General features: G+C 41.3%; 23 protein-coding genes and 1 pseudogene. 19 read left to right on the top strand and 5 right to left on the bottom strand.

The features are described 5' to 3' along the window. Positions 1-4: 4 nt before the first annotated feature. From accB to AWH02_RS10450, 8 genes are all read left to right on the top strand, one after another. The gene (gene accB / locus AWH02_RS10485; RefSeq protein ID WP_045504132.1) at positions 5-493 is read left to right on the top strand and encodes an acetyl-CoA carboxylase biotin carboxyl carrier protein; all 489 of its coding nucleotides are present in this window, start codon (positions 5-7) and stop codon (positions 491-493) included. Beyond that, the gene (gene fabZ / locus AWH02_RS10480; RefSeq protein WP_008809611.1) at positions 490-912 is read left to right on the top strand and encodes a 3-hydroxyacyl-ACP dehydratase FabZ; all 423 of its coding nucleotides are present in this window, start codon (positions 490-492) and stop codon (positions 910-912) included. The genes accB and fabZ overlap by 4 nt, the downstream gene beginning before the upstream one ends. A gap of 17 nt (positions 913-929) precedes the next feature. Further along, complete coding sequence (locus tag AWH02_RS10475; RefSeq protein WP_045504130.1) at positions 930-2,309, top strand: acetyl-CoA carboxylase biotin carboxylase subunit; 1,380 nt, start codon at positions 930-932, stop codon at positions 2,307-2,309. A 67-nt stretch (positions 2,310-2,376) separates the two neighbouring features. Next, complete coding sequence (accD, locus tag AWH02_RS10470) at positions 2,377-3,240, top strand: acetyl-CoA carboxylase, carboxyltransferase subunit beta (RefSeq protein ID WP_046165208.1); 864 nt, start codon at positions 2,377-2,379, stop codon at positions 3,238-3,240. After that, entirely contained in the window at positions 3,237-4,007 is a 771-nt protein-coding gene (locus AWH02_RS10465; protein ID WP_060554094.1) for an acetyl-CoA carboxylase carboxyl transferase subunit alpha, read from the top strand. Before accD ends, AWH02_RS10465 begins: the two co-directional genes overlap by 4 nt. A gap of 118 nt (positions 4,008-4,125) precedes the next feature. Next, a complete protein-coding gene (locus AWH02_RS10460; RefSeq protein WP_223358741.1) occupies positions 4,126-4,842 on the top strand; it encodes a hypothetical protein in 717 nt (238 codons plus the stop codon). A gap of 244 nt (positions 4,843-5,086) precedes the next feature. Continuing rightward, positions 5,087-5,635, top strand: coding sequence for a carboxymuconolactone decarboxylase family protein (locus AWH02_RS10455; RefSeq protein WP_060554095.1), 549 nt, complete (start codon positions 5,087-5,089; stop codon positions 5,633-5,635). 18 nt (positions 5,636-5,653) lie between these two features. After that, positions 5,654-6,718 (top strand): acyl-CoA dehydrogenase family protein, encoded by a 1,065-nt coding sequence (locus tag AWH02_RS10450; protein ID WP_060554096.1) that lies wholly within the window; start codon positions 5,654-5,656, stop codon positions 6,716-6,718. Between the two features lie 497 nt (positions 6,719-7,215). Here the strand turns inward: AWH02_RS10450 and serS are convergent, their stop codons facing one another. The 5 genes and pseudogenes from serS to AWH02_RS10425 all read right to left on the bottom strand — a co-directional run bounded on the left by serS (position 7,216) and on the right by AWH02_RS10425 (position 11,993). Next, positions 7,216-8,493, bottom strand: coding sequence for a serine--tRNA ligase (gene serS, locus AWH02_RS10445; protein WP_060554097.1), 1,278 nt, complete (start codon positions 8,491-8,493; stop codon positions 7,216-7,218). Between the two features lie 212 nt (positions 8,494-8,705). After that, positions 8,706-9,080, bottom strand: coding sequence for a DUF956 family protein (locus AWH02_RS10440; RefSeq protein ID WP_048777611.1), 375 nt, complete (start codon positions 9,078-9,080; stop codon positions 8,706-8,708). 70 nt (positions 9,081-9,150) lie between these two features. Next, positions 9,151-10,064, bottom strand: a pseudogene (locus tag AWH02_RS10435) (PTS system mannose/fructose/sorbose family transporter subunit IID). A gap of 17 nt (positions 10,065-10,081) precedes the next feature. After that, a complete protein-coding gene (locus tag AWH02_RS10430) occupies positions 10,082-10,885 on the bottom strand; it encodes a PTS mannose/fructose/sorbose transporter subunit IIC (protein WP_045504115.1) in 804 nt (267 codons plus the stop codon). Positions 10,886-11,003: 118 nt separating this feature from the next. Next, positions 11,004-11,993 carry a PTS sugar transporter subunit IIB gene (locus tag AWH02_RS10425; RefSeq protein ID WP_060554099.1) on the bottom strand — a complete coding sequence of 330 codons (990 nt, stop codon included), beginning with the start codon at positions 11,991-11,993 and terminating at the stop codon, positions 11,004-11,006. A gap of 340 nt (positions 11,994-12,333) precedes the next feature. On the opposite strand from AWH02_RS10425, the gene AWH02_RS10420 reads away from it, so the two are divergent. From AWH02_RS10420 to yidD, 11 genes are all read left to right on the top strand, one after another. Further along, on the top strand, positions 12,334-13,584 hold the full coding sequence (locus AWH02_RS10420; protein ID WP_060554192.1) for a diaminopimelate decarboxylase: 1,251 nt from the start codon (positions 12,334-12,336) through the stop codon (positions 13,582-13,584). A gap of 54 nt (positions 13,585-13,638) precedes the next feature. Next, on the top strand, positions 13,639-13,887 hold the full coding sequence (locus AWH02_RS10415) for a YneF family protein (protein ID WP_008809598.1): 249 nt from the start codon (positions 13,639-13,641) through the stop codon (positions 13,885-13,887). A 71-nt stretch (positions 13,888-13,958) separates the two neighbouring features. Beyond that, positions 13,959-14,753: a glutamate racemase gene (gene racE / locus AWH02_RS10410; protein WP_008809597.1), complete on the top strand. Its 795-nt coding sequence runs from the start codon at positions 13,959-13,961 to the stop codon at positions 14,751-14,753. After that, on the top strand, positions 14,750-15,727 hold the full coding sequence (locus AWH02_RS10405; RefSeq protein WP_060554100.1) for a nucleoside-triphosphate diphosphatase: 978 nt from the start codon (positions 14,750-14,752) through the stop codon (positions 15,725-15,727). The genes racE and AWH02_RS10405 overlap by 4 nt, the downstream gene beginning before the upstream one ends. Further along, positions 15,703-16,224 carry a metallophosphoesterase gene (locus tag AWH02_RS10400; RefSeq protein ID WP_046165219.1) on the top strand — a complete coding sequence of 174 codons (522 nt, stop codon included), beginning with the start codon at positions 15,703-15,705 and terminating at the stop codon, positions 16,222-16,224. Before AWH02_RS10405 ends, AWH02_RS10400 begins: the two co-directional genes overlap by 25 nt. Continuing rightward, positions 16,221-16,682 carry a cyclic-di-AMP-binding protein CbpB gene (gene cbpB / locus AWH02_RS10395; protein WP_060554101.1) on the top strand — a complete coding sequence of 154 codons (462 nt, stop codon included), beginning with the start codon at positions 16,221-16,223 and terminating at the stop codon, positions 16,680-16,682. Before AWH02_RS10400 ends, cbpB begins: the two co-directional genes overlap by 4 nt. Continuing rightward, positions 16,679-17,407 carry a site-specific tyrosine recombinase XerD gene (gene xerD, locus AWH02_RS10390; RefSeq protein ID WP_060554102.1) on the top strand — a complete coding sequence of 243 codons (729 nt, stop codon included), beginning with the start codon at positions 16,679-16,681 and terminating at the stop codon, positions 17,405-17,407. Before cbpB ends, xerD begins: the two co-directional genes overlap by 4 nt. After that, positions 17,407-18,108, top strand: coding sequence for a segregation/condensation protein A (locus tag AWH02_RS10385; RefSeq protein WP_060554103.1), 702 nt, complete (start codon positions 17,407-17,409; stop codon positions 18,106-18,108). Before xerD ends, AWH02_RS10385 begins: the two co-directional genes overlap by 1 nt. A gap of 2 nt (positions 18,109-18,110) precedes the next feature. Next, positions 18,111-18,677 carry an SMC-Scp complex subunit ScpB gene (gene scpB, locus AWH02_RS10380; RefSeq protein WP_060554104.1) on the top strand — a complete coding sequence of 189 codons (567 nt, stop codon included), beginning with the start codon at positions 18,111-18,113 and terminating at the stop codon, positions 18,675-18,677. 36 nt (positions 18,678-18,713) lie between these two features. Then, positions 18,714-19,442, top strand: a complete 729-nt coding sequence (locus tag AWH02_RS10375) for a pseudouridine synthase (RefSeq protein WP_045504091.1) — start codon at positions 18,714-18,716, stop codon at positions 19,440-19,442. Continuing rightward, positions 19,439-19,693 (top strand): membrane protein insertion efficiency factor YidD, encoded by a 255-nt coding sequence (yidD, locus tag AWH02_RS10370; protein ID WP_008809589.1) that lies wholly within the window; start codon positions 19,439-19,441, stop codon positions 19,691-19,693. The genes AWH02_RS10375 and yidD overlap by 4 nt, the downstream gene beginning before the upstream one ends. Positions 19,694-19,813: the final 120 nt, after the last annotated feature.

The following is a 19,813-nucleotide window of genomic DNA, read 5'->3' as shown; positions in this document are numbered from 1 at the left end:
ACTTATGAATATCAATGAAATTAAAGACTTGATGGCACAGTTTGACCAATCAAGTTTGCGGGAATTTTCGTATAAAAATCAACAAGATGAACTGACATTCAGTAAGAACGAAGGAAAAATTGCAACTCAAGAGGTTAACGCAAGTCCTCTTCCTACAGCCACACCAGTAGCTCCAATTGCTCCAGCTCCTCAGGTTGAAGTAGTTGTTGAACAGCAAGAAGTGCCTGCTGAAGCAGCACCGGCACCAATCGCGGCTGAAGGTGATGTTGTGGAAAGTCCTTTGGTTGGAGTAGCCTATTTAGCAGCCGGACCAGATAAACCTGCTTTTGTGAACGTAGGTGACCAAGTGAAAAAAGGACAAACCTTGATGATTATTGAGGCCATGAAAGTGATGAATGAAGTGCCTGCTCCTAAAGATGGTGTTGTCACTGAAATTTTAGTTCAAAATGAAGAAATGGTTGAATTTGGGAAAGGTCTGGTACGCATTAAATGATCGATATCAATGCAATAAAAGAGGCACTTCCTCATCGTTATCCAATGTTGTTGGTGGATCGTGTATTAGAAGTTAGCGAAGATGAGATTGTTGCTTTGAAAAATGTGACAATTAATGAACCATTCTTTAACGGTCATTTTCCTCAATATCCAGTCATGCCGGGTGTTTTGATTATGGAAGCTTTGGCTCAGACTGCGGGTGTACTGGAATTGTCTAAAGAAGAAAACAAAGGTAAGCTTGTTTTTTATGCTGGTATGGATAAGGTCAAATTCAAAAAACAAGTTGTTCCAGGTGATCAGCTTATCATGACTGCTAAATTTGTGAAACGTCGTGGTACCATTGCGGTTGTTGAAGCTAAAGCAGAAGTAGATGGCAAACTCGCAGCTAGTGGCACCTTGACATTTGCTATTGGCCAATAGAAAAGGGAGATTTCACCATGTTTCGTAAAATATTGATTGCTAACCGTGGGGAAATTGCGGTCAGAATTATTCGTGCGGCTCGTGAATTAGGGATTGCGACAGTGGCAGTTTATTCAACAGCTGATAAAGAAGCCCTTCATACCTTATTGGCAGATGAAGCTATTTGTATTGGCCCTGCTAAGTCAACTGATTCTTATCTCAATATGAATGCTGTGCTTTCAGCGGCTGTTCTGACAGAAGCTGAAGCTATTCATCCTGGTTTTGGATTTTTGAGTGAAAATTCTAAGTTCGCAACCATGTGTGAGGAAGTTGGTGTGAAATTCATCGGTCCTTCTGGGGCAATCATGGATATGATGGGCGATAAGATTAATGCTCGTGCTCAAATGATTAAGGCTAATGTTCCAGTTATTCCTGGATCTGACGGAGAAGTTTTTACTGCTGAAGAGGCTTTAGAAGTTGCTGAAAAAATTGGCTACCCTGTTATGCTTAAGGCTTCTGCTGGAGGTGGCGGAAAGGGAATCCGTAAGGTTGAAAAGGCTGAAGATTTGGTAGCGGCTTTTGAGTCTGCTTCTAGCGAGGCTAAGGCTGCCTTTGGGAATGGCGCTATGTATATGGAGCGTGTTATTTATCCCGCTCGTCATATTGAAGTGCAGATTTTGGCCGACCAGCATGGACATGTCGTCCATCTGGGAGAGCGTGACTGCTCGCTCCAGCGTAATAACCAAAAGGTCTTAGAAGAAGCTCCATCAGTGGCTATCGGTAAGACTCTCCGTCAAAAGATTGGAGATGCAGCTGTACGAGCTGCTCAGTCAGTCGGCTATGAAAATGCTGGAACAATTGAGTTTCTCTATGATGAAAATAAAGGTGAATTCTACTTTATGGAAATGAACACTCGTGTTCAAGTAGAACACCCTGTAACAGAATTTGTTACTGGCGTAGATATTGTTAAGGAACAGATTCGCATTGCTGATGGCCAAGAACTTTCTTTCTCGCAGGATGATATTGAAATTCACGGTCATGCTATCGAGTGCCGGATCAATGCTGAAAATCCAGCCTTTAATTTTGCCCCAAGTCCAGGTAAGATTTCAAACCTCTATTTGCCTAGTGGTGGGGTCGGTCTTCGTGTGGACTCAGCTGTTTATCCAGGTTACACCATTCCTCCATACTATGACAGTATGATTGCTAAAATCATTGTTCATGGGGAAAATCGTTTTGACGCTTTGATGAAGATGCAACGAGCTCTTTATGAATTGGAAATCGATGGTGTATTAACCAACAGTGAGTTTCAGTTAGACTTGATTTCAGACTCTCAGGTTATTGCAGGGGATTATGATACAGCCTTTTTAATGGAGAAATTTCTCCCTGCTTACCAAGAAAGATTAAAAGAAGATAAATAAAACCTTTCATAAAGCGAAGGAAGCTAAGCTTTTGTAAAGGGAAACTGTAGTAATAAAGGAGTAAATGATGGCTTTATTCTCCAAAAAGGATAAATATATCCGGATTAATCCTAATCGTTCATATAGGGAACTGCCTCAACAAAAACCAGAGGTACCGGATGAGCTCTTTTCGAAATGTCCTGGTTGTAAGCATACCATTTACCAAAAAGATTTAGGTAGCGATCGTGTTTGTCCTAATTGTGGTTATACTTTCCGTATTACAGCACTTGAGCGACTTGCTTTAACTGTAGATGAAGATACCTTTGAAGAATTATTTACAGGCATTGAAACGAAAGATCCATTGAATTTTCCTAATTATAAGGACAAATTGGCCCAAATGCGTGAAAAAACTGGCTTGGATGAAGCTGTGTTAACAGGAACTGCCTCCATCAAAGGACATAAAACAGCTTTGGGAATAATGGACTCAAACTTTATCATGGCCTCCATGGGAAGTGTAGTTGGAGAAAAAATTACACGCTTGTTTGAATATGCAACGGAACTTCGCTTACCAGTAGTCTTGTTTACAGCTTCTGGAGGGGCACGTATGCAGGAAGGGATTATCAGTCTCATGCAGATGGCCAAAATTTCAGCGGCGGTACAAAGACATTCTAAAGCAGGTTTGTTTTATCTGACGATTTTAACAGACCCTACTACTGGTGGGGTAACAGCGTCATTTGCAATGGAAGGTGACATTATTTTAGCGGAACCTCAAAGTCTTGTTGGATTCGCTGGTCGTCGAGTTATTGAATCCACTGTTCGTGAAAATTTACCAGATGGTTTTCAAAAGGCAGAATTTCTCATGGAACATGGTTTTGTAGATGCTATTGTGAAACGAGCAAAATTAAGAGATAAGATTGCTAAATTGTTGGAATTTCATGGAGGGCAGCAATGACAAAGATTACTCGGATTGTAAGAGAAGCGAGAGATCAGACTCGGCTGACGGCTCTTGATTATGCCAAGGCAATTTTTGATGATTTCATTCAATTGCATGGAGATCGTTCTTTTCGAGATGATGGAGCTGTGATTGGAGGCATCGGTAGCCTAGACGGCCGTCCAGTGACTGTTATTGGAATTCAAAAAGGGAAGAATCTTCAAGATAATCTAAAACGGAATTTCGGTCAGCCTCATCCTGAAGGGTATCGTAAAGCTTTGCGCCTAATGAAGCAGGCAGAAAAATTTGGTCGCCCAATCGTTACTTTTATCAATACTGCTGGAGCTTATCCAGGTGTTGGAGCAGAAGAGCGTGGGCAAGGTGAAGCTATTGCTCGAAACCTGATGGAGATGAGTGATCTAAAAGTACCGATTATTGCCATTATTATTGGTGAAGGTGGTTCTGGAGGGGCCTTGGCTCTAGGAGTGGCTAATCGAGTTTGGATGTTAGAGAATTCAATTTATGCAGTTTTGAGTCCAGAAGGCTTTGCTTCTATCTTGTGGAAGGATGGCAGTAGAGCCATGGAAGCTGCTGAGTTAATGAAAATAACATCCCACGAACTTTTGCAAATGGAGATTGTTGATAAGGTAATTGAGGAAACAGGTTTAAGCAATCAGGATTTGATTGCTTCTATCAAACAAGAACTTTTAGTTGAATTAGAACAACTTTCTTCATGGAGCGTGGAAGAATTGGTCGACCAACGTTATCAGCGTTTTAGAAAATATTAAGAAGCTTTTTTGAAGACCAAGATATTCTTGTCTTGGTCTCTTTTTATAAATTGTTAGTCTACAATCTATCTTTTTTACCTTAAATCAGATAGCTTGTGCTTAGAGAAGGAGAAGTCAAATGGAAAAAAATCGTTTGTACATTATCATTGCGTCAGTAGCAGTAATAATTGGAAGTGTTTTGCCTTGGGGGACTGTAAACCTAGGTGGATTTGGTGGTTTAAGTGTTTCAGGAATTGAAGGGGATGGGAAGATTATTATAATTTTAGCCATCGGAGCTATTGTCTTAGCTATTCTTAAAGATCGCACTCGGCCTTTGATTAAAAACTTTGCTCTGGGAGTTGTGGCTTTGGGAGTTATTGAGACAGCTATTTCTATTTATGCCCTGTTTCGCTTAGGCGATATGAGTGCTAATTTTGGTTATGGTGGTTATGGTATTTCAGTCGGTATAGGTTTGTACTTGACTTCAATTGCTTCAATTGCAACATTTGTTTTAGGATTAATGGCTTTCTCAGGAGGAAAGATTTCAAAAGAAACCTTGACAGATGCAGCCAATGTAAGTAAGGAATTTGCTCAAACTGTTGGCCGTGTAACTTCTGCAACAGTAAAAACTGCTGTAAATGAAATCAAAAAAGAAACCGATCAGCCAAAAGATACAGAAACACCTGCTTCAGCTGAAGAATCTAAAAAAGTAGAAGCAGATGAAAATAAAGAAGAGCCCACAAAGCTAGTAACAGAAGAAACAGTTGAAAAACAGGTTCAGTCTGAACCAACAGTGGAAGAGAAAAGCTTAGATGCCGTTGTTTCTGACGAAGCAGTTGAGAGCGATAAAGAATAATCTTCTATAAGAATTGCTAATGAAAAAGTGTCTTAGTAACCATAGAGGTGAAAAAATTAAAAAAGAAGCTAGGAGGCTTCTTTTTTGGTTTAAAATTGTGTCTGATCATGGTAAATCTAGGTAAAAAATTTTAGTTTGAATTACTGCATTATATTCTCTTTATAGGACTTATATAAAATATATATTATACAAGCCGTAGAACCTATGTTAAGATAGTTGCTAATTAAAAGAAAAGAGGTCATTTATGTCAGAATTTACTATCCATACAATTGAATCTGCTCCTGCTGAAGTGAAGGAAGTTTTAGAAACCGTTCAAAAAGATAACGGGGGCTACCTTCCCAATCTTATTGGTCTTTTGGCAAATGCGCCAACGGCCTTGGAAACATATCGGACGGTTGGAGCCATCAATCGCCGTAACAGCCTGACACCGACTGAGCGTGAAGTAGTACAGATTACGGCTGCAGTTACCAATGGCTGTGCTTTCTGTGTAGCGGGTCATACAGCTTTTTCAATCAAGCAGATTCAAATGAATGATGATCTTTTGGAGGCTCTGCGCAATCGTACTCCGATTGATACAGATCCGAAGTTAGATACACTTGCTAAATTTACCATTGCTGTCATCAATACCAAGGGACGGGTCGGAGACGAGGCTTTGGAAGACTTCCTAGAAGCGGGCTATACACATGAGAATGCTCTGGATGTAGTTCTAGGTGTCAGCCTTGCGACCCTTTGCAATTATGCCAATAATCTGGCCAACACGCCAATTAATCCAGAATTGCAACCTTATGCCTAGTCTTTGAGGAGGTGGCAAATGACATTTTTTTCAAAAGAGTTTATCAACTGGTTGGATGACCACGCTGACCAAATTGACAAAGAATCCTGTGCAGCAGGCAATCAATTGATTGAGCGTATCGCTGCTGAAGGAGCCTTTCGGGTTGGCGTTCCAGAAGAGCTGGGAGGCCGAGGTGGCAATGATACGGATGTGATTGAGGTGCTCAAGGAGCTGGCTCACCATTCCTTGACCGCTTCCTTTATCTCTTGGGGGCAAAGAACCTTTATTGATAACGTCTTAAAGTCTGCTAATCCCTACTTTAGAGACCACTATTTGGAAGGGCTTCTGTCAGGGGAATATGCAGGTGCGACAGCCCTGTCCAATGCTGTTAAATTCCTATCGGATCTGGAGGAGTTAAATGTCTCTATTGTAGAAGAAGACGGGCAGCTTTATCTCAAGGGGCGTCTGCCTTGGGTAACCAATGCTCGCGCGGATCGCTTCCTCAGCATATTTGTTGCCGGTTTCGAAGACGGGAGTCACCAGCCACTGGTTCTGGCTGTTCCGTCTGATGCAGAGAATTTTTCCCGTTCAGCGGATTTAGAGTTTGTGTCTTTGCAAGGGGGAAACACAGCTGCTCTGACCTTTAACCATGTGCCTTTGCAAGAGGAATGGATTCTTGCACAAGATGCCCAGGACTTTTTGGCAGAAAATCGCCCAGCTTTTCTAGGTTACCAGTTTGGTCTGGCTCTTGGTCTAGCGGAGAAGTCTTTGGCAGAGGTCGAAGCCAATCTGTCAGTTCGCTCTATTTTGAGAGAGGAGTGGGAGGAACAAGTAGCTGCTCTGACTGAAATCCAGGAACAGCTCTATAGAGGTCTTCTCCAGCCTGGTTATTTTGTTGAGCGCCCTAAGGAGCTCTTCCAGCTGCGAATTGATATAGTTGATGTAGTGGCTCAAAGTCTGTTCTTGGAGCTGCAGGCTAGTGGAGGCAGAGGATACTTGAGTAATTCGACTTCTGGGTTTATCCGACGTTGGAACGAAGGAGCTTTTCTTCCCATTGTCTCACCGAGTGCAGTCCAGCTGCGGCATATTTTAGAAGCTTCATAGAAATGATGGCAAATCAGTGGCTGATTTATTGGTAGAATGGACATTAAGACGATGATGCAAAAGAGTCACTTTGTAAGCAATTAACGGTGCTCTGGTTTCTTGAATAGTCTTGATGATTTGCTTATTTCTGACACTAACGTAGCCTTGTCATCTCAAAACAATTGACAGGATCGACATAAGCTATTATTATTAATGATTTTTACTCCTTGTTTCAAGTTTAGTAGGCTACCTTTTACTTATTTCCTATGCGAGCTAGATATATTTTGTGGAAGCAGTTAAGTTGCTATATATCCTTTCTGGCTGTTGAGATGTCATATATGTTTATTTTTACGATACAGAGTCATTGCTGGCCAGAAAGATAAGAAAAAATCCAAGATGATACTCTTTGAAAATCTGTTTTTGATTTTCTCTGAGTTGATCTCGGATTTTTTTATTTTAGTAAAATAAGTCTGTACTTAGACCTAGTGATATAGGCAAAGTATCAGGAGAATCTGCTTTTATTTTTGTGCGATGACTTCTAATCCACCCATGTACGGACGCAGAACCTCTGGTATAGTCACAGAGCCATCTTCGTTTTGATAATTTTCTAAGATAGCTGCTACTGTACGTCCGACAGCCAGTCCAGAACCGTTGAGAGTATGAAGGAGTTTGACCTTGCCATCTGCTTCGTCACGGTAGCGAATTTGAGCTCGACGAGCTTGGAAATCTTCTGTGTTAGAGCAACTAGAGATTTCACGGTAGGTGTTCTGAGCCGGAATCCAAACTTCCAAGTCGTAGGTCTTAGCGGCTGAGAAGCCCATATCTCCAGTACAGAGTGCTACAACGCGGTAAGGCAGGTTCAGCTTTTGCAGGATATTTTCTGCGTTGGCAGTCATCTTTTCTAGCTCTTCATAAGATTCTTCTGGCTTGGCAAATTTCACCATTTCAACCTTGTGGAATTGGTGCAGACGAATCAGACCGCGCGTGTCACGACCAGCAGAGCCGGCTTCAGAGCGGAATGATGGGCTCATAGCTGTGAAGTAGATTGGCAATTCTTTGCCGTCAAGAATCTCGTCTCGATAATAGTTAGTCAGTGGAACTTCAGCAGTCGGAATCAGAACGAAGTTGGTATCGCTTAGTTCAAACGTATCCTCTTTAAACTTAGGATATTGTCCAGTGCCAAACATAGAATCGTGGTTGACCATATAAGGAGTGATGACTTCTGTGTAGCCTTCTTTGCCATGCTCATCCAGCATGAAGTTGTAGATAGCACGCTCTAATCGAGCTCCTAAGCCCTTATAGAAGAGGAAGCGAGCACCAGTAACTTTTGCACCACGTTCCCAGTCCAGGATGTCCAAATCTTCACCCAAATCCCAGTGAGCTTTAGCTTCAAAGTCAAATTGGCGGGGTGTACCCCAGCGACGGACTTCGACGTTTTCGTCCTCATCTGCTCCGACAGGAACACTTTCATGCGGGATGTTAGGCAGAGTGGTAGTGAACTCAGTCAACTTAGCGTCTAGCTCTGCCAAGGTTGCGTCTAAGTTCTTGACCTCAGCAGAAAGTTTTTGCATGGCAGCAATCTTGTCATCTGCATTTTCTTTGTTGCGTTTAGCTTGAGCAATTTCAGCAGAAACAGTATTGCGCTCTGCTTTGAGTTCTTCGACCTTTACCAATAAATCCCGGCGTTCTTTGTCAATGGTTTTCATTTGGTTAAGGGTAGCAGCGTCAACACCTCGCGTAGCTAATTTTTCAGCGACAGTATCAAAGTCAGTGCGGATACGTTTTAAATCTAACATAGGTACCTCCAAAAAATAAAAGCACTTTATGAGACTGTTGGAGCGGCAGGGCCGCGGTTCCATCCAACTTCACAAAAGTGCACTTGCTTAATTATTTATTTTTAAACTAACGGTAGAATTTCCTATTTTCTCCTTATCTGCTCACAGCCGCCGCAGACTTTCTGAAAAGTGTCCAATAGTACTTATCCGTTTCCTAGATTATACTAGAAAATCTATTTTTTTGCAAATAGGTTTTTAAAAAATTTGCCAATTGTTTGTATCAAAGTAGGAAGTCTAACGACCTTATCATCTCCAACATACTCTCTTGCGATTTTGAGAATTTTACCAGAGTCTTTGGAAGCAAAGAGGAATTTTCCTTGATCTGTAAAGACTTCAAAATGTCGACTGATGCTCTTGCCTGAGACATTAGCGCCAATAGCTGTGATATTGGCCCAAGGAAGCTGAATGTAGTCCTCTACGTTAGCATCAGCATAGAACTCTAGCGCCTGATCACCGATAAGAAATTTCCCTACTTTACCACCAAATGCACCAAGGTAGGACACCCCTGTTGTTTGATAATCGATTGTTTTGTTTTGTGATTGCGCCATAATTGCTCCTTTAAAGTAAATCTCTTTCTATTATACCACAAGAAAAAGAAGGCCGAAACCTTCTTTTTGATTACATAATCTTGAAGTAGTGAGCAACAATACCGACTGCAAAGAGTGCAAGGATGATGACGATTGGAGACACTTTCTTCTTCAATAAGTACATGCAAAGGAGTGTAAGCAACAATCCAGAAAGTCCAGGAATCAGCATATCCAAGTTTTGTTGGAAACTTGTAACCTTTTCAGGTGTTTGAGATAAGCCTTGACCTACTTGAGCAAAAGCTTCTTGAATACCTTTGTAGCCGTCAGACAATTTATCCCAGTGGATATAAGCTTTTTCATCTAGTTGAACTTTAGAAACATCAAAAGCAAATTTAATGTTTACCCAACGTTGCACTAAGACAGCAAGGATGAACATACCAAGGATTGAAGCTCCTTTGGTAATGTCTTGAAGGATACCACCTGACATGTCTTTTGTAATCTCAGAACCTGCCTTGTAACCCAATTCTTGAGTGTACCACAAGAAGGCCATACGAATTGCATTCCAAAGAACGAAGAAAAGAAGCGGGCCAAGGATATTCCCTGTCAAGGCAAGAGAAGCACCAAGAGCTCCAAGGATAGGACGAACAGTGAACCAGAAGACTGGATCTCCGATACCAGCGAGAGGTCCCATCATACCGATTTTAACCCCTTGGATAGCAGCATCATCGAGATTTCAACACCGTTAGCGCGTTCTTCTTCAAGAGCAAGAGTAACCCCCATGATTGGAGCAGCTACATATGGGTGAGTGTTGAAGAATTCCAAGTGGCGCTCAAGGGCTGCAGCCTGGTCTTCTTTTTTAGTATACAATCTTTTAATTGCTGGGATTAGTGAATAAGCCCAACCCAAGTTTTGCATCCGTTCATAGTTCCAAGAACCTTGTAAGAAAGTAGAACGCCACCAAACTTTTTGACGATCTGATTTTGTTAATTGCAGTTTTTCAGTCATGATTCGTTTCTCCTTTCTTAGTAGTCCTCTAAAATATCGCCGATTGGATCGTTAGATGAAGCGACAGCACCGCCACCGTTTCCACCTTTTTTAGATAGGTTCAAGTAGATAAGAGCCAAAGCAACACCAATTGCACCAAAACCAATCAAAGTGATATCTGAAACAGCTGCTAAGACAAAACCAATCGCAAAGAATGGCCATACTTCGCGGGTTGCCATCATGTTGATAACCATTGCGTAACCAACGGCAACAACCATACCACCACCGATAGACATACCGTCTTTCAACCAGTCAGGCATAGCGTTAAGAGCTGCTTGAACAGATTGGGTAGGAACCATCAAAAGAAGAGCGGCTGGGATGGCGATACGAAGACCTTGCATAAGAAGGGCGATAAAGTGAGCGCGTTCAACTCCTTTGATGTCACCTTTTTTAGCGGCAGCATCAGCAGCATGGACCAAACCAACTGAAAGTGTACGAACGATCATAGTGAGGAAAAGACCAGCAACAGCAAGAGGAATAGCAACAGTTTGTGCTACACCGATTCCAGTTTTTGAAAAATCTCCACCAAGAACCATGATGATAGCAGCAGCTACTGATGCAAGAGCAGCATCTGGAGCTACGGCAGCACCGATATTCGCCCAACCAAGAGCGATTAGCTGAAGTGAACCACCCAGAATAACACCGGCAGTTAAGTTACCTGTTACCAAACCAATCAAAGTACATGCAACAATTGGTTGGTGGAATTGGAATTGGTCCAAGATACCTTCAAGACCAGCAAGGAAGGCAACAAAGACCACTAAAACCATAGAAATAATAGACATGATTTATAATTATCCTTTCATGAGATATGAGGACGTAAAATAGTCAGGCAAAACCTAGAAAGAACTGAGAGGTACAGTTTTGCTAAACTATCTGTCCAAATTTTATTCAATTAATGTATTATTGAACGTTTGCTTTTGTAATTAAGTCAAACAAGTCTTTCTTAGAGTCATTTGGTACTTTACGAACGTCAAATTCAACGCCAAGGTCACGAAGCTTTTCGTAAGTAGCGACATCGTCCTTGTCCATTGATAGTACGTTGTTAACCATTGTTTTACCTGTTGAGTGAGCCATAGAACCTACATTGAGAGTCTTGATTGGCACACCGCCTTCAATAGCACGAAGAGCATCTTGAGGAGTTTCAAACAGGATCAAAGCATGAGTATTACCAAAACGTGGGTCTTTTGAAACAGCAATCAGTTTGTCGATAGGCACAACGTTTGCTTTCACATTACCTGGTGCAGCTTGTTTGATTAACTCTTTGCGGAGTTCATCCTTAGCTACTGAGTCAGAAGCTACGATAATACGGTCTGCTTTTGAATCTGGTGTCCAAGCGGTTGCGACTTGTCCATGAAGCAAACGTGTATCGATACGCGCTAGATTGATTTTGAGCTTGCCATCACCGATAACAGTACCTTCTGGAATAGCAGCTTGAGCAGTTGTAGCTACAGGAGCGCTTGCAACTTCTTCTGCTGGATTCAATTCTTCAGGCAGAGCTTTCACACCTTCTTTAGCTTCTTTGATGATATTAGCTACGACGGCATCAACACCAGCGTTAGCATCCATCATTCTTTCTGTATATGCTTGAATCAACATTGGCAGATTCAAACCTGTAATAATAGCGAACTTGCGATCTGGATTTTCACCCATTACACGGCTAGCTTGGTTGAATGGAGAACCACTCCAAAGGTCAGCCAAGACTAAGACTTCATCGTCCGCATCAAACTGTGCCACAGCGTTATTGAATTTAGCATACAAATCATCAGGGCCTTCATTTGGCATAAAAGTAACAACTTGTACTTTTTCTTGTTCGCCAAAAATCATAGAACCTGATTGATGAATGCCAGCAGCAAATTCACCATGGCTTGCAATAATGATTCCAATACTCATTATTGACATTCCCCCTTATTAAAATGTTTGACCAAACTTTAAGAAAAGTTTAAGACTATCTTATTATAAAACGTTTTCAGAAAAAAAACAAGGGGGAGGCGCCAAAATGAATCAAATTCATTCAAGGAATAAAAGTACTCTAAAATATTGCTACAAGTACATTTTTTAATATTTAAATAGTAGAAAAATATAAAAATAAAAGACTAGTTCGAAAAAGATCGGTTAATATATGAATGAAGGTGATAGAAAATGATAGATATGAAGGAGATGTACTGGGGTGGAAAGCTTATGAGATACTTATGGTATAATAGAGTGAATTACAATGAAAGTGTGGCATATTATGAAAACTCCTTTTATTAGTCGTGAAAAGTTAGATGAGATTACGGCTCAGTTTCCAACCCCTTTCCATCTTTATGATGAGAAGGGAATTCGGGAAAGAGCGCGTGCCCTGCATGAGGCCTTTTCTTGGAATCCAGGTTTTAAAGAGTATTTTGCTGTCAAGGCTACCCCAAATCCAGCTATTTTAAAAATCCTCAAAGAAGAAGGCTGTGGGGTGGACTGTGCCAGCTATGTTGAGTTGCTCATGAGCCAAAAGTTAGGCTTTGCTGGACAGGATATCATGTTTTCGTCCAATAACACACCAGCTGAGGAATTTCAGTTTGCGCGTGACCTAGGAGCGACTATCAATCTGGATGCCTATGAAGATGTGGCTTTTCTGAAGAAAGTCGCTGGTATTCCAAAGGTCATTTCCTGTCGTTACAATCCTGGCGGTGTCTTTGAGCTGGGAACCAGCATCATGGATAATCCAGAAGAAGCCAAGTTTGGTATGACTAAGGACCAGCTGATTCAGGCTTTCAAAGAACTCAAGGAGTTGGGAGCTGAGAAGTTTGGGATCCATGCGCTCTTGGCCTCTAATACAGTAAGCAATGATTACTATCCTGAACTGGCCCGTCAGCTTTTTGAGTTGGCTGTAGAAGTAGTTGCTGAAACAGGAGTTGAGCTGGACTTTATCAATCTCTCTGGTGGTGTTGGTATCAATTACCAGCCTGATGGCGAGGAAAATGACATTGCGGTCATTGGTCAAGGAGTTCGTCAGGCCTATGAAGCTATTCTGAGACCTGCTGGCCTAGGACAGGTCAAGATTTATACAGAGCTGGGTCGCTTTATGTTGGCACCTTTTGGTCTTCTTGTTACCAAGGTCACGCATAAGAAGCAGACCTATCGAACCTATCTGGGAGTGGATGCCTCTGCGGTTAATCTGTTGCGTCCAGCTATGTACGGTTCTTATCACCACATTACCAATATGGATCGACCTGAGGGTGAGACGGAGATTGTGGATGTTGTCGGTAGTCTCTGCGAGAATAATGATAAATTTGCCATTAATCGTCCGCTGCCTATCAGCCAAATCGGTGATACACTCGTAATTCACGATACAGGTGCCCATGGCTTTTCAATGGGGTATCAATACAATGCCAAACTTCGTTCCAGCGAAATACTCTTGGAAGAAGACGGAAATGTTCGTATGATTCGTCGGGCAGAAAGACCAGAAGATTATTTTGCGACTCTCTATGGATTTGACTTTGAAAAATAAAGAAGATTTGGTATAATGAAAGCAACGCAAAAAAGGAAATAGGAGATTTATTTTATGAGTTTATTTTTAGCAATTTTGCTGATTATTCTTGCTTTTGCAGGTGGTGTATTTGCAGGAATGTATATCCTTCGTAAGCAAGTCGAAAAAGAATTTGCTGAAAATCCGCGTTTGAATGTGGAAGCAGTTCGTACTTTGCTTGGAGCAAGTGGACAGCGTCCAAGTGAGGCAAAAGTCCAACAAGTTTATCGCCAAATTATCAACCAACAAAAATCAGCTTTAGCTAACAGCAAAAAGAAAAAATAATCATTTGATTATTAAATATCAAAAGGGGATTTGGGCTGTAGGCCCAATCCCTTATTTAGAAAGAAGATTTTATGGATAATCGACCGATTGGTTTTCTAGATTCCGGAGTGGGCGGCTTGACGGTTGTACGTGAATTGATGCGACAACTTCCCCACGAAGAAGTCATTTATATCGGGGATTCTGCTCGTGCTCCTTATGGACCAAGACCAGCTGAGCAAATCAGAGACTATACCTGGCAACTGGTCAATTTTCTTTTGACTAAAGATGTGAAAATGATAGTTATTGCTTGTAATACAGCGACAGCTGTTGTCTGGGAAGAGATTAAAGAAAAACTAGATATTCCAGTTTTAGGAGTAATTCTACCTGGGGCTTCTGCAGCAATAAAGTCAACTCATTCAGGAAAGATTGGAGTGATTGGGACACCAATGACAGTCACTTCAGATATCTATCGCAAGAAAATTGAAGCTTTGTCACCTGAGATGGAGGTTAGTAGCTTGGCTTGTCCTAAGTTTGTTCCTCTAGTTGAGTCAAATGAGCTAACGTCCAGTGTTACAAAAAAAGTTGTCTATGAGACCTTGCTTCCGTTAGCAGGGAAGGTGGACACGCTTGTTCTGGGTTGTACACATTATCCTCTCCTGAGATCTATTATTCAAAATGTGATGGGACCGGATGTTAAACTGATTGACAGTGGGGCAGAGTGTGTAAGGGATATCTCTGTTCTTTTAAACTACTTTGAAATTAATCGTAGTCGAGAAGAACAGACTTTGCAGCATCGTTTTTATACAACAGCTAGTGCTAAGAGTTTTGCTGAGATTGCTGAACATTGGCTAGGACAGAAGGTAAGCGTGGAGCATATAGATTTATGAGTGAAAAAATATACGAATATAAGGATGACCAAGACTGGTATATCACTAAGTGGAGCGAAACGGAATCTTTTAGCAATTTTTCGCAGGTATCAGCTGAAGCTGGCAAAATATTAGAAGATTTGCAAGTGGCTCTGAATAAGGATGGACATACTTTCCCAATTGAGGTGGCGATTTTACGCTACCATTCCGCATATCGCTTATTGGTCTTTTTAGTAAACCTTATCAATGAAGAGGCTAAAAGAAAGCTAGAACTGATCCAGCGCCAGGGGGCTATACTTGTAGTGGAGTCGGGTCAACTTTTGTATGTTTATATACCTCGAGGCGGAGTTTCATTGACTGAATTTTTGGGAGCTAAAGAAGTCAAGGATACTCTTTTAATTGCTACTCGAAATGAAGGCAAAACGAAAGAGTTTCGAAAGTTATTTGAAAAAATAGGCTACAAGGTAGAAAATCTCAATGACTACCCCGACTTGCCAGAAGTGGCTGAAACAGGAATGACCTTTGAAGAAAATGCTCGGCTCAAGGCAGAAACCATTAGCCAGCTAACTGGGAAAATGGTTTTAGCTGATGATTCGGGTTTACAAGTTGATATTCTTGGAGGACTTCCTGGAGTCTGGTCCGCTCGCTTTGCTGGAGTAGGTGCAACCGATACGGAGAATAATATCAAGCTTTTGCATGAGTTAGCAATGGTCTTTGAATTAAAGGATCGTGCAGCTCATTTTCATACAACACTGGTCGTGGCTAGTCCCGAAAAAGAAAGTTTAGTAGTCGAGGCTGATTGGCCTGGTTATATCAATTTTGAACCAAAGGGAGAAAACGGCTTTGGTTATGATCCTCTCTTTTTGGTTGGTGAAACAGGCAAGACATCAGCTGAGCTGACAGTAGAGGAGAAGAATGAGCAATCTCATCGCGCTCAGGCGGTGAAAAAGTTAATGGAGGTATTTCCAGCATGGCAAAGCAAACAATCATTGTAATGAGCGACTCTCACGGTGATCGAGCAATTGTTGAGGAGATAAAAAATTATTACTTAGGTAAGGTAGACGGCATTTTCCATAATGGTGACTCTGAATTGCCAAGCGATGACCCTGTTTGGGAGGGGATTCACGTTGTTGCTGGCAATATGGACTTTTATGATGGCTATCCGGATCGACTAGTGACAGATTTGAATGGGACTCGTATAGCTCAAGCTCACGGTCATTTATTCCAAATCAACTTTTCTTTTCAAAAGCTAGATTTGTGGGCCCAAGAAGAAAATGCGGACATTTGTCTTTATGGCCACCTACATATTCCGGATGCTTGGATGGAAGGGAAGACTCTATTTTTAAATCCAGGGTCTATCAGTCAGCCACGCGGTTTGATTACGGAGCGTCTTTATGCTAAGGTCGAAATTGAGGAAGATCGTTTCAGAGTGGATTATTTCACTCGTCAGCATCAACTATACCCAAGTTTGTCAAAGGAGTTTGCTAGATGATAGCCCAGGCATTTGAAGATTATCTTGTGAAACAAGAGGGTGCTTTTCTGACACCTGCTGCAAATTTAGCAGTGTTAGTAGACAGTCACAATGTTGATCACGCCATTTTGTTGTTGAGTCAGATGACCTACTCTCGGATTCCAGTTGTGACGGATGAAAAGAAGTTTGTCGGAACCATTTCTCTGACGGATATTATGGCTTATCGGATGCAGCATGATCTTCCAGAAGAAGAATTTATGGCGATGGACATCGTTCACATGACTAGGAAAGATGGTTTAACTGTAGGAGTGAATTACACAATTTCTGAAGTTTTGCATAAATTGATAGATGAGTCCTTCTTGCCTGTGGTAGGAGAAGATCAGCATTTTCATGGAATTATCACGAGAAAGTCAATTCTCAAAGCAGTTAATGCCCTCTTGCATGATTTTTCAAGTCAATATGAGATGAAAGCTAAATGAAAGAAGCAATCGACCAGTTTATACAGCAAAAACAGTTATCTAAAAATTCCAGACTTGCTTATACATACGATTTGGAACAATTCCTTGAGCAAGTTGGAACAATAAATGATACCAGTCTGCGACTCTATCAATCTTCTTTGCAGTCTTTAAAGCTTTCTGTGCAAAAACGGAAATTATCGGCAGTTAACCAATTTTTGTATTTTCTTTATGATCAGAAATATATAGATCATTACTACAAATTAAGAATCCCAAAGGATCAGAAAGAAAGCTCTTCACAAGGTTCGCTTCTTGATTTATCTTTTTTTTGGCAGGAGAGTCAAGTGCCTCAGGGACGTTTAATTGCCCTTCTGATTTTAGAAAATGGTCTATTACCGAGTGAAATTTTGCCTATAAAAGTCGCAGATATCCAGTTGGATTTTCAGATTTTAAGTGTTGAGAAAGCGGGGCAAAAGAGGATTGTCCAACTTTCTTCCAAACTGACAGAAGAATTAAGTAGGATGGCTTCAGGGACCTATTTATTTGAAAAAAAAGGAAAACCTTATTCTAGACAGTGGGCCTTTCGTCAACTAGAGGCATTTTTATCAGAAAAAGGGCAGGCAGGTTTGTCTGCTCAGAGTTTGAGAGAACAATATATTTTGCGACAGTTGAAAGATAAGCGAAGCCTGCATGATATCGCTCGTGACCTAGGGTTGAAAAGTATTACCACATTAGAAAAATATAGATAATGGATATAAAAATTAAAGATTTTGAGGGACCCCTGGATTTGCTACTCCATTTAGTTTCCAAGTACCAGATGGATATTTATGATGTTCCAATTACAGAGGTTATTGAACAATATTTAGCCTATGTTGCGACCTTGCAGGCCATGCGTCTGGAGGTGGCTGGGGAATATATGGTCATGGCTAGCCAGCTTATGCTTATTAAAAGCCGCAAACTTCTACCTAAAGTAGCGGATGATATTGACTTAGAGGAAGATTTAGAACATGACCTGTTGAGTCAAATCGAGGAGTATCGTAAATTTAAACTTCTTGGTGAGAAAATGGCGGAGCAGCACGAAGAGCGGGCTCTATATTATTCTAAACCTAAGATTGAATTAGTCTATGAAGATGCTGAGTTGGTGCATGACCGCTCAGCCATTGATTTGTTTTTGGCCTTTTCTGGCTTATTAGCTAAAAAAAGAGAAGAATTTCGTCATAGTCATACTACCATTGTCAAAGACGAATACAAGATTGAAGATATGATGGATGTGGTCTTGGAACGTTGTAAGAGTCGTAAAAAGTTGGCCTTACAGGAGTTATTTACTGAGACCAAAGACATGAATGAGGTTATCACACTCTTTTTGGCAACCTTGGAATTAGTGAAAGTACAGGAGATTCAATTGCTCCAAGAAGAAAATTTTGGAAGTATCTATCTAATTAGGAAGTAAACATGAGTAAGTTATCAGAAATAGAAGCGCTTCTTTTTGTGGCAGGGGAAGACGGCTTGAAAGTTCGGCAGATTGCTGAAATTTTGTCCATTCCTCCTACGGGAGTTAGCCAAAGTTTAGAAAAATTGGCAGCTAAGTACGAAGCTGATGCTGATTGTAGCCTGGCTTTACTTGAAACGTCTAACACTTATAAATTAGTTACCAAACAAGCTTTTGCAGAACTCCTGCGTGCTTATTCTAAATCGCCGATTAATCAGAGCCTTTCGCGTGCTGCTTTAGAAACTCTGTCAATTATTGCTTATAAACAACCAATCACTCGGGTAGAGATTGATGATATCCGTGGGGTTAATTCTAGCGGGGCACTTGCCAAGTTATTAGCATTTGAGCTGGTTCGAGAAGATGGTAAAAAGGAGGTTCTTGGTCGACCTAATCTTTATGTGACAACAGAATATTTCTTAGATTACATGGGGATCAACCATTTGGAAGAATTACCAGTCGTGACAGATACTGAATTGATAGCAGAAGAAAGCCAATTATTTGGTCAAGCGACCGAATCAGAGTTAGAATAAAATGGCTGAACTGTGTATCTTGTGAAAGGATGAAAGATGAGAATTAATAAATATATTGCCCATGCAGGAGTGGCTAGTCGCCGGAAAGCAGAAGAGCTGATTAAGCAAGGCCTTGTGACGATTAATGGTCAGGTGGTTCGAGAACTGGCGACCTTGGTTAAAACAGGTGACAAAGTCGAAGTAGAAGGGCAGCCTATCTATAATGAGGAAAAGGTCTATTACCTTTTGAATAAGCCTCGTGGCGTCATTTCTAGTGTGACAGATGACAAGGGACGTAAAACGGTGGTAGACTTGTTGCCTCAAGTCAAAGAACGGATTTATCCTGTTGGTCGTCTAGACTGGGATACTTCTGGACTTCTTATCCTGACGAATGATGGCGATTTTACAGACGAGATGATTCACCCGCGTAATGAAATTGACAAGGTTTATGTTGCTCGTGTAAAAGGAATCGCCAACAAAGAAAATCTTCGCCCATTGACTCGTGGTGTAGAAATTGATGGTAAAAGGACCAAACCGGCAGTTTATGAAATCATAAAAGTCGATCCTGTCAAAAATCGATCTGTCGTTCAGTTGACTATCCATGAGGGACGGAATCATCAAGTGAAGAAGATGTTCCAAGCGGTCGGCTTAGAGGTAGACAAGCTGTCTCGGACTCGCTTCGGACATTTGGATTTGACAGGACTTCGACCAGGTGAATCAAGACGCCTCAATAAGAAAGAAATAAGCCAGCTTCATAATTTGGCTATTACAAAGGCTGGAAAATGATTAAAAAGCTTTTAATCGCTCCAGTTCGCTTTTACCAACGTTTTATTTCACCTGCATTTCCACCTTCCTGTCGTTTTCGGCCCACCTGCTCTAATTATATGATTGAGGCTATCCAGAAGCATGGAGCCAAAGGTGTCCTGATGGGTTTGGCGCGGATTTTTCGTTGCCATCCTTGGTCTCAGCCGGGAGAAGATCCCGTACCGGACCATTTTAGCCTGAAAAGAAACGATACAAGAAAACAGTCTCACTAGATACGTATAGTTCTTTATCTCTAATCGAAAGGCTCACTATTTTCTCTAGTGCTTTTAAACACTAGAGAAAATAGTGAGCCTTCATTATGCAAAAAAACAAGTCAAACAGAGAGGCTGGGC

It is taken from the genome of Streptococcus gordonii, assembly GCF_001553855.1.
Lineage (GTDB): Bacteria > Bacillota > Bacilli > Lactobacillales > Streptococcaceae > Streptococcus > Streptococcus gordonii.
This window is presented reverse-complemented; position numbering and strand designations above follow the sequence as displayed.